Source organism: Prescottella sp. R16, from assembly GCF_030656875.1.
Lineage (GTDB): Bacteria > Actinomycetota > Actinomycetes > Mycobacteriales > Mycobacteriaceae > Prescottella.
On the sequence record NZ_CP130943.1, the window covers coordinates 818,672 to 832,728 of the forward strand.

The window sequence follows — 14,057 nt, forward strand, 5'->3', positions numbered from 1 at the left end:
CTCCACATAACATCTGTGCATGAGTCACTGCGTCTTCTGCGCCGTCATCGCGGGTGAGGCCGAGTCGAGTGTCGTCTACGACGACGCCCACACGATCGCCTTCATGGACATTCGTCCGTTCACCCCGGGGCATCTGCTCGTGGTGCCGAAGACGCATGCCGCGAGTCTGTCCGAGCTCGATCCGGACGACGGGGGCCGATTGTTCCGGGTGGGTCAGCAGGTGGCGGCGGCATTGCGGGACAGTGCCGTCGAGGCCGAGGGAGTCAACTTCTTCCTCGCCGACGGGGTCGCTGCCGGGCAAGAGGTCTTCCACGTCCACCTGCACGTGGTGCCCCGCACGGCGGGCGACGGATTCGGTTTGCGGGGCCGTCCCACGACACCGCCACGGGCCGATCTCGATTACCTGGCCGCGTCGATCACCGGCCGACTCGGCGGTGCCGATGCGTGATGCGCATCCGCAGCCGCCGTACCTGCATGCGCGGCTGCCGGAACTGGTGGAGACGCTGCCGCACGTCCGGCTCGGTGACGCGCCGACCCCGCTCCGTCGTCTCGACGGGCTCGGTACCCGGAACCGGCTGTGGCTCAAAGACGACGGGCAGTACGGTTCCGGCGGGTGGGGCGGCAACAAGGTTCGCAAACTCGAGTGGATCCTCCCGGACGTCCTCGCCCGCGGATCCAAGCGGATCATCACGGTGGGTGGTCTCGGCACCAACTGGGGGCTCGCAACCGCGCTGTACGCCAAGACATTCGGCATCGACACCGCGCTCGCACTGATCGACCAGCCGCTCGACGACCATGTGCGGGCACAGCTGGACCGGCTCGAACGGTCCGGGGCCACACTCCATTACACCCGCAACAAGGTGCGGACGTTCGCTGCGGCGCCGCTGCTCATGCTCCGCAACATGCGTGGCGGCAGGCTGCCCTACTATCTGCCGCCCGGTGGCTCGTCACCGATCGGCGCGCTCGGATACGTCGAGGCCGCACTGGAGATCGGCGCGCAGGTCGAGGCCGGGGTGATGCCCGAACCCGCGCAGATCGTCGCCGCCATCGGATCGGGTGGCACCGTGGCCGGGCTGCTCGTCGGATTGCGGCTCGCCGGCCTCGACACCGGTGTCGTCGGTGTCGTCGTCAACGACACCCTGCCGCTCGGCGCCCACGAGATCCGGTATCTCGCCGCCCGCGTCGAGGAATTGCTGCGCCGGCGCGGCGCACGGTTCGGCGACCTCGACCTCGGCCGCGCGAAGCTCACCGTGACCCGCGAATACCTCGGCCCCGGATACGGTTACGCCACCGCGGAAGGGCGGGCCGCGCAACGCGTCGGCTCCGAGTACCAGGTGTCCCTCGACCCGGTCTACACCGCCAAGACGTTCGCGGGACTGCTCGAGATCGACGCCAAGACCCGCGGCGGCGACCGGCCGCTCGTCATGCTGGACACGTTCGGGCCGCGGCCGGAGGACTAACGTGCGCGCCGGTCCCCGGCCCATTCGGTGATCGGCCGGCCGCCGATCAGGTGGTCGTCGACGAGACGGTCGACACGGTCGGCGGTCAGGCCCGCGTACCAGGTGTCGTCCGGGTACACCGCGACGACGGGGGCCTGCGAGCACGGAAACATGCAGCCGGTCAGCGTGATCAGGACATCGTCCTCGCCGAGGCCCCGGGCGGTGAGGGCGTCGTCGACGGCCCGCCCGGTTTCGGCGCCGCCGCGAGCCGAGCACCGCGGTCCGCGGCACACCAGCACGTGCCGGGCGAAGCCGGGAACCTCGTCCCAGGCCGGGGACGTGAGCGGTGCGGTGGTGGTCCGCGCCGGTGTCGTCGGACCACCGATCGCGGCGTCCAGCAGATCGGGGTAGGACTCGGCGTCGGTGAGCGGTCCGGCGATCCGCACGTCGGGGACGGTGGTGCCGGCGCGTTCGCGCAGCCAGTGCCCGATCACCCGGCGGAACCAGGCGTCCATCTTGCGGTCGAGCACGGTCTGCGCGCTGACGACGACCACCTCGGACGCGTCGGCGTCGGCGGCCTCGTCGAGCACCGCGGTGACCGTCGGACCGGGCCCGCCGAGCACCGCGGTGCGGAACACGGTGCCGGGATGCCGGTTCCGTAGTACGTCGAGGGCGCCGATCACCTGGTCGCCCGGATCGTCGCCGCGGTCCGTCGGTGCGGTGACGATCACCCAGCGGTGAATATCGTTCATGATCTGGAACTTTCGAGTTCGGCGCCGCGCGTGCCGCACAGCACCACCATCGGACGGCCGGTGTTCGGATGCGGCTGCACGATCGCGTCCAAGCCGTACACGTCGGCCAGCAGTCGCTCGGTGAGAACGGTGTCGGTGGGGCCCTCCGCGACCACCCGGCCGTTCTGCAGCACCACCAGGTGATCGCAGTACATCGCCGCCAGGTTCAGATCGTGCATCGCCGCGACCGTGGTCAGTCCGCGGTCGCGCACCAGGTCGAGCAGCTCCAACGACGCCGACACGTCCAGATGGTTGGTGGGTTCGTCGAGTAGCAGCACACACGGCCGCTGCGCGAACGCCCGCGCCAGCTGCGTCTTCTGCTTCTCGCCACCGGACAGGCTCTGCCACAGCCGGTTCCGTAGCCGTTCGATACCGGCCGTCGCGAGGGCGTCGTCGACGACGCCGTCCGGGACGGACGATGCGGCGCGGGCCCAGCCGCCGCGATGCGGAATCACTCCGAGTTCGACGATCTGTTCGACGGTCAGCTCGAGCGCGGTCGCCGAATGCTGTTCGAGCAGTGCGACGGTGCGGGCGAACTCGCGGCGGTGGATCGTCGTCACCGGATCGTCGCCGAGCAGGATGCGCCCGGAATCGGGGCGGGTCAGACGGGCGATCGTCGACAGCAGTGACGTCTTGCCGGAGCCGTTGGGTCCGATCAGACCGGTCACCTTGCGGGACGGGGCGCAGCACGTGACGTCGTCGAGGATCGTGGTGCCGTCCGCCGACCACGTGATGTGCTCGACGCGGACCTCGGGGGAGTGGTGGCTCATGCGCGCGCTCCCCGTCGGCGCAGCAGCAGTACGAACACCGGGACGCCGACGACCGCGGTGACCACACTGATCGGCAGTTCGCGCCCCGGGAGCACGGTGCGGGCCGCGATGTCGGCCCACACCAGCAGCACCGCACCGGTGAGAGCGACCACGGGCAGCAGGCGGGCGTGCAACGGGCCGACGAGTATCCGGGCGGCGTGCGGGACGACGAGACCGACGAAACCGATCACCCCGGCCTGCGCGACGAGCGTCGCGGTGCACAGCGACGCCACCCCGTACAGCACCCAGCGGGAGCGTTCGACGTGCGTGCCGAGGCTCGCGGCGGCCCGGTCACCGAATGCGAACGAGTCGAGTACCCGCGCGTGCGCGAGCACGACCCCGGCCGTCAGTGCGACCACCGCGAGCATCGGGCCGAGGCTCGACCAGCGGACCCCGGCCACCGAGCCGAGCGTCCACTGCAGTACCCGCTGCGCGAGGTCCCGGTCACCGAGCATGACGATCGCCGACGTGAGTGCTGCCGTGAACTGGCCGACCGCGATACCGCCGAGGATCAACCGGCCCGGCACGAGCGCGCCCGACCGGTTGGTCGCGATCACGAACACGAGCAGCAGCCCGAGGACCGCGGCCACGAACGCGGACACCGACACGGTGCTCGCACCCAGCACCCCGACGGCCCCGACCCCGCCGGCGAGCGCGAGGACCGCGCCGAGCGACGCCGCCCCCGACATGCCCAGCAGATACGGGTCGGCGAGCGGATTGCCGGTCAGGGACTGCAGCACCGCGCCGCACAGGGCCAACCCCGCCCCGGCGAGCGCGGCGGCCAGCACCCGCGGCAGCCGCAGGTCGACGACGATGTGGGTGGTGAGCAGGTCGGTGCCCGCGCCGAGACCGAGGCGTCCGGCGATCGACGACACCACCTCCCCGAACGACAGGTCCGCCGCCCCGATCACGACACCGGCCGCGCAACTGAGCGTGAGCAGCGCGGCCAGCAGCGCCGACCAACCCGCCCAGCCGGCCCGGATCCGCGTGCGTGCCCGCGCCGGTGCCCGGGACACCACACTCATTTCCGGATGCCGCCCAGCTGCTCGGCGACCGACCGGGCGCCGTCGATCAGCCGCGGTCCGGGGGTGCCCTCGGAGAACGGGATCACCACGAATGCGTCGTCCCGCACCGCCGCCAGATCACGCAGCGCCGGATCGTTCTTCAGGAACTGTTTCTTCGACTCGGCGGTGTCCCAGGACGCGTCGACGAGGACGATGACGTCCGGGTCCGCCCGCAGCACGGTCTCCCAGCTGCCGGCGCCCCACGCCCCGTTCAGATCCGCGAACACGTTGGTGGCGCCGACCGCGTCGATGATCAACTGCGGTCCGCCGGCGTTGCCGCCCACATAGGGGGTGTCGGTCTTGCTGTCGTACCAGAAGACGGACTTGCCGTTGCCGGCCTTGTTCCACCGGATCTCTTCGAGGATCGACCGCAGCTCCGTGTTCTTCCGTGCTGCGTCGCCGCTGTGGAACATCCGCCCGTAGTCGGCGATCTCGTTCTGAACCGACTCCCAGCTCACGGGGGCGCGCTGGGACTTGTCGGCGCACGCGAACGGCGACACGTACGACGCGATGCCCAGGTCGGCGAGCGAGTCCTGCGAGCCGGCGGCCTTCTCGTCGAACGCGGTCGCGTACGACGCCAGCACCAGATCCGGCTTCGTCTCGAGGACGGCTTCACGGCTCGGGTAGCCGGACTCGTTCAGGACCGGCACCTGCGCGTACGCGTCCTGCCACTGCGGGGCGATCGTGTCGTCGAGGTACGCGGTACCGACCATCTGCTCCTGCGCGCCCATGGCCAGCGCCGACTCGGTCGCCCCCTGGTTGAGGGTGACCGCGCGCTGCGCGGGCCCGTCGAGGGTGACGGTGCGGCCGCAGTTCTGCAGGGAGATCGCGGCGGTGCTGTCGCCGGAATCCGGCGACCCGCCGCACGCGGTGAGGGTGAGGGCAGCGGTGACGACCGCCACCGTGGACAGGGCTCGGCGAGAGACAAGGGTGCGCACAGCGACCCGCCTTCCATGACTCGTGGAAAACGTGCAGGTATGTGCCACGGCCGGTCTCCTGGCTCGGCAGATACGAGCGTCGTCTCCCGGCCCGGCGAGTCTTCCCGGATTTCTCCAGTGGCTCGAGGGCCGCACGTCGAGTCGACGTATCTGCTCACAGTGGCGAGTACCGCGCCGGTTTTTGCACCGGACTTCCCGTTCACCGTGGCAACGGGCCCAGGATAGTCGACGCCGTTTCTTCCGCATTTCGCGCACTTGGCGCGACTTTCCCGGGATTTTCGGCGCGACAGGTGCGCAAAACGCGGGGGGACGGGGATCGAGGGGATGGGTCGGCGGTCCGGCGGACCGATAGGGTGATCGTCGTGCGTCCTTCACTCGAGTCCTACACCCACCTGGCCGGCGGCAAGGTCCGCGATCTTTTCGTGATCGACGACGAGCATCTCCTGCTGGTCGCGAGTGACCGGATCTCGGCCTACGACCACATCCTGAGCACCCCCATCCCGGACAAGGGCCGTGTCCTCACCGCGATGAGCGTGTTCTTCTTCGAGAAGCTCGGCGGCGTCAACCACCTGGCCGGGGATCCGCTCGACGAGCGCATTCCCGAGGAGGTGCTCGGACGCGCGCTGGTGGTGCGCCGGCTGAACATGGTGCCCGTCGAGTGTGTGGCGCGTGGCTACCTGACCGGGTCCGGACTGGTCGACTACCGCAACACCGGTGCGGTGTGCGGCGTCGCCCTGCCCGAGGGGCTGGTCGAGGCGAGCGAGCTGCCCGAGCCGATCTTCACCCCGGCCAGCAAGGCCGCGATCGGTGACCACGACGAGAACATCGACTTCCAGGCCGTCGTCGACAAGGTCGGCCAGGATCTCGCGGTCAAGCTGCGCGACGACACGATCGACATCTACACGCGAGCTGCGAACTTCGCACGGGACCGGGGAATCATCCTCGCCGACACCAAGTTCGAGTTCGGTCTCGACTCCGACAACAACCTGGTGCTCGCCGACGAGGTGCTGACGCCGGACTCCTCGCGCTACTGGCCTGCCGACGGCTACGAGGTCGGCAAGGTGCAGCCCAGCTTCGACAAGCAGTTCGTCCGGAACTGGCTCACCGGCCCCGAATCCGGTTGGGACCGGAGCTCGGACACGCCGCCGCCGGCGCTGCCCCAGGAGATCGTCGACGCGACCCGCGCCCGCTACATCGAAGCGTACGAACGCATCTCGGGCCTGTCGTTCGAGGACTGGGTGGGCTGACGTGAGTACGCCGACTCCTCCTGTCGCCAAACGAGTTCCCCTCGAACGCACCCATCACGGGGACACGTTCGTCGACCCCTACGAGTGGCTGCGCGACAAGGAGAACCCCGAGGTCGTCGCGTATCTGGAGGCGGAGAACGCGTACACCGAGCAGCAGCTCGAACATCTGGAGTCGTTGCGGGAGAAGATCTTCCAGGAGATCAAATCCCGCACCCAGGAAACCGACATGTCGGTGCCGACGCGGCTGGGCGAGTGGTGGTACTACTCGCGCACCGTCGAGGGGAAACAGTACGGCGTCCACTGCCGGTGCCCGATCGCGGATCCGGACGACTGGACGCCGCCGGATCTGTCCGCGGACGCCGCGATCGCCGGCGAGCAGGTGCTGCTCGACGGCAACAGTGAGGCCGAGGGACACGAGTTCTTCGCGCTGGGTGCGTACAGCATCAGCCTCGACGGCGCCCTGCTGGCGTACGCCGTCGACGTCGTCGGGGACGAGCGGTACACGCTGCGGTTCAAGGATCTGACGACCGGGGAACTGCTGGCCGACGAGATCCCGAACACCGCGCCCGGCGCGACGTGGGCAGCCGACAACCGGCACGTCTTCTATCTCACGGTCGACGACGCGTGGCGCCCGGACACCGTGTGGCGGCACGAACTGGGCACCGACCGGTCCGCGGACGTGCAGGTGTTCCACGAGCCGGACGACCGCTACTGGGTGTCGGTCGGGTCGACGCGCAGCGAGAAGTACCTGATGATCTGGGTCGGCTCCAAGATCACCACCGAGGGGTGGATCCTCGAGTCCGCGAACCCCGAGGGCGAGTTCCGGGTGATCCTGCCGCGCCGTGAGGGCGTCGAATACTCCGCCGAGCACGCCGTGATCGCGGGTGAGGACCGGTTCCTCGTTCTGCACAACGACGTCACCGCGGACGGGGAGAAGGCCGAGAACTTCGTCCTGGCGCAGGCTCCCGTCGCGGACCCGTCCGCGCTGGAGATCCTGATCCCGCACCGCCGGGACGTGCGGCTCGAGGACATCGACACGTTCGCCGACCATCTCGTGCTCAGCTACCGGCGCGACGGACTGACCCGGCTGGCGATCTGGCCGCTCACTGCCGACGGGTACGGCGAGCTCACCGAGATGCAGTTCGACGAGGAACTGTTCTCCGTCGGCCTCGGCTCCAACCCCGAATGGGATCAGCCGACGCTGCGGATCGGTTACACGTCGTTCGTCACGCCGTCGCGGGTGTACGACTACCGGCTCGCGACGGGAGAGCTGATCCTCCGCAAGGCGCAGCCCGTTCTCGGAGACTTCGATCCGGCCGACTACGAGCAGCACCGCGAGTGGGCGGTCGCCGACGACGGCACCCGCATTCCACTGTCGGTGGTGCAGCGCAAGGGAATCGGTTCCGGTCCCGCCCCGACGCTGCTGTACGGGTACGGCTCGTACGAGTCCAGCATGGATCCGGCGTTCTCGGTGGCGCGGCTGTCGCTGCTCGACCGGGGCATGGTGTTCGTGGTCGCGCACGTGCGCGGGGGCGGTGAGATGGGCCGGCTCTGGTACGAGAACGGCAAGACTCTCACCAAGAAGAACACCTTCACCGACTTCGTCGCGTGCGCCCGCCACCTGATCGACGAGGGACGCACGACGCCGGCGCAGCTGGTCGCCGACGGCGGCAGCGCGGGCGGTCTGCTCATGGGTGCGGTCGCGAACCTGGCGCCGGAGCTGTTCGCGGGCATTCTCGCGAACGTGCCGTTCGTCGACCCGCTCACCTCGATCCTCGACCCCGACCTGCCGTTGACGGTGATCGAGTGGGACGAGTGGGGCAACCCGCTCGACGACCCGCAGGTGTACGCGTACATGCGGTCCTACAGCCCGTACGAGAACATCGAGGCCAAGGACTATCCGGCGATCCTCGCGATCACCAGTATCAACGACACCCGCGTCCTGTACGTCGAACCCGCGAAATGGGTTGCGGCCCTGAGAGCGACGAAGACCGGTGACGCGCCGCTGCTGCTCAAGACCGAGATGAGTGCCGGGCACGGCGGTGTCAGCGGACGCTACGAGAAGTGGAAGGAAGCCGCGTTCGAGTACGCGTGGCTGATCGACACCGCCGGCGCGGCCGGCTGATCGGCACTACCGGCGCGGGGTGACGGTCACGCGCGGAGGGTGGCGCCGCCGTCGACGTACACGCTCTGCATCGTGATGTGCCGGGCCCGTTCGGACAGCAGGAATTCGACGGTGTCGGCGATGTCGGCGGGGTCGGCGATGCGGCCGAGCGGGATACCGACCTTGTAGGCGGCGGGGTCTCCGGTGATCGCGCCGAGGGCTCCGTCGTCGTCGGTGGGGTCGGTCCACAGGGAGCGTTGCATCGCGGTGTCGGTGGATCCGGGGGCGACGATGTTCGCGCGGATGCCGTACTGCGCCAGCTCGAGTCCGAGGATGCGGGTCAGCATCGTCGCGGCCGCTTTCGACGAGCCGTACGCGCCCATGGACATTCGGGGTACGCCGGCGGCGTTGGAGCCGACGACCACGATCGACCCGGCCCGGCGTTCGCGCATCGTCCGGCCCACCGCGCGGACCACGTTGAGCAGTCCGAAGAGGTTGACGTCGAAAATGTTCCGCCATTGGTCGTCGTCGGAGTCCAGGATCGAACCGGTCCCGAAGACGCCCGCGACGTGGGCCAGTGCGGTGATCGGCCCGGTGGACGCTTCGATGTCGGCGACGGCCGCGGCCACGGCGTCGGCGTCGCGGATGTCGAGGGTGCGGGTCGTGACGGCTCCGTCGATCCGCCGGGCCGTCTCGGCGAGCCCGTCCGCGTCGACGTCGGCCAGGGACAGGGTGTGCCCGGACCGCGCCAGCGTGACCGCGACAGCACGGCCGATGCCCTGTCCCGCGCCGACTACGAGGGTGTGTGTCACAGCCGAACTCCCAACGCGCTCAGGACGGTTCCGAACTTCGTCACGGTCTCGCCGAGTTCGGTTCGGGGATCGGATTCGGCGACGATCCCACCACCTGCGTACGCCGTGACCCGGCGCCGGTCGCCGGAGATCTCGGCGCACCGGATCGTGACCATCCATTCGCCGTCGCCGTCGGCGGTGCACCAGCCGACCGCGCCCGCGTAGAAGCCGCGGTCGCCTTCCAGTTCGTCGATCGTGGCGTAGGCGAGGTCGGTGGGGGTGCCGCACACCGCCGGTGTCGGATGCAGTGCGAGTGCCAGATCGAGTGCGGTGGTTCCCGGGTCCCGGAGTTCGCCGCGGATCGGGGTGCCCAGATGCCACAGCTGTGGGGTGTGGGTGAGGGTGGGGGTGTCGGGGATGTCGAGGGTCCGGCAGAACGGGGCCAGCGACGCGCGCACGGATTCGACGACGAACGCGTGCTCGCGGCGGTCCTTCACGGATGCGGTGAGGGCCCGGCCGATCTCGCGGTCACGGTCGGTTCGTGGGTCGCGCGGCGCGGACCCGGCGAGCGGATGACAGCTGACCGTGCTCCCTTCCTTGCGGACGAGCACCTCAGGAGACGAGCCGACGAGGGTCCGTCCGGTGTGGGAGTCACCGGCCGCACTCAGATCGACGAGATAGCCGTTGCCGGTGGGGGTTCCGGTCACGAGCGCCGCCAGGATCGCCGCCGGCGCCGCGGGAGCGTCGGCGGTCAGCGTCAACGTCCGTGCCAGCACGACCTTGTCGAGTACGGACGTGTCGTCGCGGAGCACGTCGAGTGCGGTGCGTACCCGGTCGAGGTGTTCGCCGTCGCGTATCCCGTCGACCGTGAACCGGGGTAGGGGTGGCAGGCCGTGCGGCGGCTGCCAGGTGCCGGTGGTCCGCTCGACGGCTGCGGGCGCGATCAGTGCGCAGGGGGCGTGCCGGGCGAAGGGCAGGGCGCCGACGACGAGGTCGGTTCGGCTCGTCCGGAGTGCGGCTGCGGCGGCGTCGACGTCGTCGAACCGGGCGCGGGCACCGGTGGTGGCCACGGTCCCGTGCGGACGGGACAGGACGAAGCGATCCCGGGTGCCGTCGTCGTCCGTCGCGGCCGTGCCGGCGACGGTGGGCAGGGGAGTACCCATCACGTACCTCATTTCGCTCGTATGTAGGTTAGGCTAACGTTACTATCACGACGAGGGGTGGCTTGTGTCAACGAGATTCGCGTACCGGCGACTACCGGTCTTCTTCGAAGCGCCCGCGACACCACTGCGGACGGGAACCGTCGAGGTCACCGAATCGACCACCCCCCGGGAGCTGACGCTGCGGACGATGTTCGCGGCGAAGAAGTACACCGTGCCCGCCGGGCTGCTGCTGATCGTGCACCAACTGTGCGCCGCGCTCGTCCCCGTGATCATGGGCATCGCGATCGACCGGGCGATCAGCCCCCAGGACGGTGGCCGGCTGGTGCTGTGGGTGGCCGTCCTCGCCGTCGACTACGCGCTGGTGTCGCTGACGTTCCGATTCGGTTCCCGCATCGGCTTTCTCGGGATGCAGGCGATCCAGCACCAGGTGCGGACGAAGATCACCGACCGCATCCTCGAGGCCCGCGGGATGGGCGGTCCACCTCGGCAGCCCGGCATGCTGCTGAGTATCGCGACGTCCGACGCCCGCCAGCTCGCGTCCGCCGTCGCGATCGTCGTGTACCCGTTGGGGGAGTTCGCGGCCGTCGTGTTCTCGGCGGTGATCCTGCTGGTCGTCTGCTGGCCGCTCGGTCTGGCGATCCTGGTGGCCGCGCCGCTCATGCTGTGGCTCATGGACCGGGCGGGGTCGCCGCTGCGTCGACGCAGCATGCAGGAACAGCAGGTCGCCGGCGAGGCCGCGGGCACCGCCGCCGATCTCGTGGGCGGATTCCGGATCGTCAAGGGCCTCGGCGCCGAACCCGAGGCCGGTCGTCGCTACCTGGCCGCCAGCGAACGCGCACTGCAGGGCACACTACGGGCGAGTGTCGCCCGCGCCGGCTACCTGGGCTCGATGGAAGTGGTGTCCGGGCTGTTCATCGCCGGTGTCGCCGTCGCTGCCGGCGTCCTGGCCTTCGGCGGGGCGATGACCGTCGGGCAGCTCATCACGGTGGTCGCGGTGACCCAGTTCGTGATGGGCCCGCTGCAGGCGTTCGCCGCGAACTTCGGCGCCATCTGGGCGCAGGCACTGGCGTCGGCCGAACGCGTCCTGACGGTGCTGCAGGCGCCGCCCGCGACCGACCGCGATCCGGCCGGCCGGCCGCCGTCCGGATTCGATCTGCGGTTCGACGGCGTCGAATGCGCCGGATCGGAACCCGTCGACGTCACGATTCCCGAGGGGCAGTTCGTCGCCGTCGCGGCGGACGCGGTCACGACGGCCGCCCTCGCAGACGTCCTCGCCGGACTGGCGGTCCCGACCGCGGGCGCGGTCACGGTCGGCGGCGTCGACGTCGCCGAACTGCCGCACGACGTGCGCCGCCGGATCCTGCTCGTCGCGCCGCACGAGAGCGACCTGTTCGAGGGCACGATCACCGAGAACATCACAGCCGGCGGCGGTGAAACTGCGCCTGCCGCCGGCGGCGGTGCAACCGACGACGTCCTCGCCCGCGCGGTTCTCGCGGCGGCCTGCGACGACGTGATCGCGGCCCTGCCGAACGGACCGGACTCCGACGTCGGTGAGGCCGGACGGCTGCTGTCGGGCGGTCAGCGGCAGCGTGTCTGCCTGGCCCGCGCCCTTGCCGCCGACCCCGACATCCTGGTCCTGCTGGATCCGACGACGGCGGTCGACTCGGTGACGGAAGCGACTGTCGCCGAACGTATCGCGACCGCCCGCGCCGGACGGACCACCGTCGTGTTCACGTCGTCGCCGGCCCTGACGGCGGCGGCGTCGACGGTGCTGACGATCGGCGCCCACGATCCGGTGGACCGGAACCTCGACCCGACCCTGCTGGAGACCGCACGATGAGCGCACCGACCGTGACGACCCCGACCGCCGTCGAGGCGAGACTGCCGATCGCCGATGCCCGTTCGGTGTGGCGGGAGATCCGCCGGGCGCTGCGCGGGCAGGGCGGCCGGGTGGCGGCGGTCGTGGCGGCCATGGTGGTCGGCGCCGCGCTCGGACTGGTTCCGCCGTGGGCGCTCGGGCGCATGGTCGACGTCGTCGGGGCCGGGGACTCGGCGACGCGGATCTGGTGGCTGGGTGCGGTCATGGTGGGTGCGGCGCTGGCGTTCGCCGTATTCACCGCGCTCGGAGTCGTGTTGTCCGCGAGGCTGTTCGAGACGGTTCTGGCGCGGCTGCGCGAACGGATGTTCACGACGGGCCTGGGGTTGCCGCTCCAGCGAATCGAGCGGGCGGGCAGCGGCGATCTCGTCGCCCGTGCCACCGACGACGTCGACGAGGTGTCACGCGCGGTCGGCACCGTCGTCCCGGCCCTGACGACGTCGCTGTTCACGATCCTGCTCACCGCGGTGGGGTTGACCGCACTGGACCTGCGGTTCCTCGTCGTGCTGGTTCTGGCCGTACCGGTGTACGCGTTCGCGGTGCGCTGGTACCTGCGCAATGCGCCGCAGATCTACGCTGCGGAACGTGCCGCGATGGGGTTGCGGGCACAGCAGGTGCTGGGTGCGGTCCGCGGGCTGCGCACCGTGCATGCGTACGACATCGCGCCGCGGCTGGCCGGTCGGATCGGATCGCATTCGTGGGAGGTCGTGCGGTGGACGATGCGGGCCCGCATCGTGCAGAACCGTTTCTACGGCCGGCTCAACACCGGCCGGTTCGTGGCGATGGCGGGCCTGTTGGTCGTCGGATATCTCCTGGTGGGGGCCGACGCGCTGACGGTCGGCGCGACGACCACTGCGATGCTGTTCTTCCTGCGGATGTTCGAGCCGGTCGACGACCTGCTGCTGGTCGTCGACGAGTTGCAGTCCGCGCTGGCCTCGCTCGCCCGGATCGTCGGTGTGATCGAGGCCGGTGAGGATCCGCCCACGAGTCGGGCGGCGGCCGTGCTGCCCGAGGCGGGAGCACTCGAGGCACAGGGCGTCACGTTCGGCTACGCGCCGGGCCGTGAGGTGCTGCGCGGTGTGGACGTCGTCGTCGCACCGGGGGAGACCGTAGCTCTGGTGGGAACGTCGGGGGCCGGTAAGTCGACGCTCGCGGCCCTGCTCGCGGGGGTGCGCACACCGAGCTCGGGCCGGGTCCGCTTCGGTGGCACGGACCTGGCGGACGTTCCGGAAAACGATCGGGCACAACGGATCGTACTGGTCACGCAGGAGACGCACGTCTTCGCCGGCTCCCTCCGCGAGGATCTCGCGATGGCGGCACCGGACGTGGACGACGCGGCCATGGAGGCGGCGCTGCGGACGGTTCTGGCGGGGGACTGGTTCGATCTGCTCCCGGACGGTCTGGACACCGTGGTCGGCGATACCGGCCACCGGCTCACCCCACTGCAGGTCCAGCAGCTGGCGCTGGCACGGCTGGTCCTCGCCGACCCGCCGGTGGTGATCCTCGACGAGGCCACCGCCGACGCAGGCAGTGCCGGGGCTGCGGTCCTGGAACGGGCGGCCGCGGCGGCACTCGAGGGCCGTAGTGCGCTGATCGTGGCGCACCGACTCGACCAGGCGCGGCGGGCGGACCGAATCCTGTTGATGGACAACGGTGTGGTTGTGGAGGAGGGCACGCACGACCGTCTGGTCGCTTGCGGCGGCCGGTACGGCGCGCTGTGGGAGGCGTGGCGTCGGCACCGGCGGTGACCAGGCCGGATTCGTACACCCCCACTTTTGTAGAAGCATAGGCTAACCTAATGCCTTGTTGTAGTGGAGCTGCATCGAACTAGCGGA

At 70.1% G+C, this 14,057-nt stretch carries 12 protein-coding genes and 1 riboswitch; of the genes, 6 read left to right on the forward strand and 6 right to left on the reverse strand.

All coding sequences use genetic code 11. The features are described 5' to 3' along the window. Positions 1 to 19: 19 nt before the first annotated feature. Both Q5696_RS03810 and Q5696_RS03815 read left to right on the forward strand, forming a co-directional pair. On the forward strand, positions 20 to 448 hold the full coding sequence (locus Q5696_RS03810; protein ID WP_305093902.1) for an HIT family protein: 429 nt from the start codon (positions 20 to 22) through the stop codon (positions 446 to 448). Continuing rightward, complete coding sequence (locus Q5696_RS03815) at positions 441 to 1,460, forward strand: 1-aminocyclopropane-1-carboxylate deaminase/D-cysteine desulfhydrase (protein WP_305093903.1); 1,020 nt, start codon at positions 441 to 443, stop codon at positions 1,458 to 1,460. The genes Q5696_RS03810 and Q5696_RS03815 overlap by 8 nt, the downstream gene beginning before the upstream one ends. Here Q5696_RS03815 and Q5696_RS03820 read toward each other — a convergent pair. From Q5696_RS03820 to Q5696_RS03835, 4 genes are read right to left on the reverse strand one after another with little or no spacing between them, the layout of a single operon-like run. Beyond that, the gene (locus tag Q5696_RS03820) at positions 1,457 to 2,191 is read right to left on the reverse strand and encodes a (2Fe-2S) ferredoxin domain-containing protein (RefSeq protein WP_305093904.1); all 735 of its coding nucleotides are present in this window, start codon (positions 2,189 to 2,191) and stop codon (positions 1,457 to 1,459) included. The genes Q5696_RS03815 and Q5696_RS03820 overlap by 4 nt on opposite strands. Continuing rightward, positions 2,188 to 3,000 carry an ABC transporter ATP-binding protein gene (locus Q5696_RS03825; RefSeq protein WP_305093905.1) on the reverse strand — a complete coding sequence of 271 codons (813 nt, stop codon included), beginning with the start codon at positions 2,998 to 3,000 and terminating at the stop codon, positions 2,188 to 2,190. Before Q5696_RS03825 ends, Q5696_RS03820 begins: the two co-directional genes overlap by 4 nt. Beyond that, positions 2,997 to 4,064: a FecCD family ABC transporter permease gene (locus tag Q5696_RS03830; RefSeq protein WP_305093906.1), complete on the reverse strand. Its 1,068-nt coding sequence runs from the start codon at positions 4,062 to 4,064 to the stop codon at positions 2,997 to 2,999. The genes Q5696_RS03825 and Q5696_RS03830 overlap by 4 nt, the downstream gene beginning before the upstream one ends. Next, complete coding sequence (locus Q5696_RS03835; RefSeq protein ID WP_305093907.1) at positions 4,061 to 5,041, reverse strand: ABC transporter substrate-binding protein; 981 nt, start codon at positions 5,039 to 5,041, stop codon at positions 4,061 to 4,063. The genes Q5696_RS03830 and Q5696_RS03835 overlap by 4 nt, the downstream gene beginning before the upstream one ends. A gap of 31 nt (positions 5,042 to 5,072) precedes the next feature. Continuing rightward, positions 5,073 to 5,263: riboswitch (cobalamin riboswitch) on the reverse strand. A 140-nt stretch (positions 5,264 to 5,403) separates the two neighbouring features. Here Q5696_RS03835 and Q5696_RS03840 point away from each other — a divergent pair. Then, positions 5,404 to 6,288, forward strand: coding sequence for a phosphoribosylaminoimidazolesuccinocarboxamide synthase (locus Q5696_RS03840; protein WP_305093908.1), 885 nt, complete (start codon positions 5,404 to 5,406; stop codon positions 6,286 to 6,288). Between the two features lies 1 nt (position 6,289). Further along, positions 6,290 to 8,413, forward strand: coding sequence for a S9 family peptidase (locus tag Q5696_RS03845; RefSeq protein WP_305093909.1), 2,124 nt, complete (start codon positions 6,290 to 6,292; stop codon positions 8,411 to 8,413). Positions 8,414 to 8,439: 26 nt separating this feature from the next. On the opposite strand, the gene Q5696_RS03850 is transcribed toward Q5696_RS03845, so the two are convergent. Both Q5696_RS03850 and Q5696_RS03855 read right to left on the reverse strand, forming a co-directional pair. Then, the gene (locus tag Q5696_RS03850; RefSeq protein ID WP_305093910.1) at positions 8,440 to 9,204 is read right to left on the reverse strand and encodes an SDR family oxidoreductase; all 765 of its coding nucleotides are present in this window, start codon (positions 9,202 to 9,204) and stop codon (positions 8,440 to 8,442) included. Continuing rightward, positions 9,201 to 10,346, reverse strand: coding sequence for an isochorismate synthase (locus Q5696_RS03855; RefSeq protein WP_305093911.1), 1,146 nt, complete (start codon positions 10,344 to 10,346; stop codon positions 9,201 to 9,203). Before Q5696_RS03855 ends, Q5696_RS03850 begins: the two co-directional genes overlap by 4 nt. Before the next feature lie 64 nt (positions 10,347 to 10,410). Here Q5696_RS03855 and Q5696_RS03860 point away from each other — a divergent pair, with 64 nt between their 5' ends. Together Q5696_RS03860 and Q5696_RS03865 are read left to right on the forward strand one after the other, a co-directional pair. Continuing rightward, positions 10,411 to 12,186 (forward strand): ABC transporter ATP-binding protein, encoded by a 1,776-nt coding sequence (locus tag Q5696_RS03860; protein ID WP_305093912.1) that lies wholly within the window; start codon positions 10,411 to 10,413, stop codon positions 12,184 to 12,186. Continuing rightward, on the forward strand, positions 12,183 to 13,970 hold the full coding sequence (locus Q5696_RS03865; protein ID WP_305093913.1) for an ABC transporter ATP-binding protein: 1,788 nt from the start codon (positions 12,183 to 12,185) through the stop codon (positions 13,968 to 13,970). Before Q5696_RS03860 ends, Q5696_RS03865 begins: the two co-directional genes overlap by 4 nt. Positions 13,971 to 14,057: the final 87 nt, after the last annotated feature.

Excerpts from the sequence above, each read along its gene's own strand:
- Q5696_RS03810 (WP_305093902.1), top strand. The coding sequence starts at position 20 with ATGAGTCACTGCGTCTTCTGCGCCGTCATCGCGGGTGAGGCCGAGTCG.
- Q5696_RS03815 (WP_305093903.1), top strand. The coding sequence starts at position 441 with ATGCGTGATGCGCATCCGCAGCCGCCGTACCTGCATGCGCGGCTGCCG.
- Q5696_RS03820 (WP_305093904.1), bottom strand. The coding sequence starts at position 2,191 with ATGAACGATATTCACCGCTGGGTGATCGTCACCGCACCGACGGACCGC.
- Q5696_RS03825 (WP_305093905.1), bottom strand. The coding sequence starts at position 3,000 with ATGAGCCACCACTCCCCCGAGGTCCGCGTCGAGCACATCACGTGGTCG.
- Q5696_RS03830 (WP_305093906.1), bottom strand. The coding sequence starts at position 4,064 with ATGAGTGTGGTGTCCCGGGCACCGGCGCGGGCACGCACGCGGATCCGG.
- Q5696_RS03855 (WP_305093911.1), bottom strand. The coding sequence starts at position 10,346 with ATGGGTACTCCCCTGCCCACCGTCGCCGGCACGGCCGCGACGGACGAC.
- Q5696_RS03865 (WP_305093913.1), top strand. The coding sequence starts at position 12,183 with ATGAGCGCACCGACCGTGACGACCCCGACCGCCGTCGAGGCGAGACTG.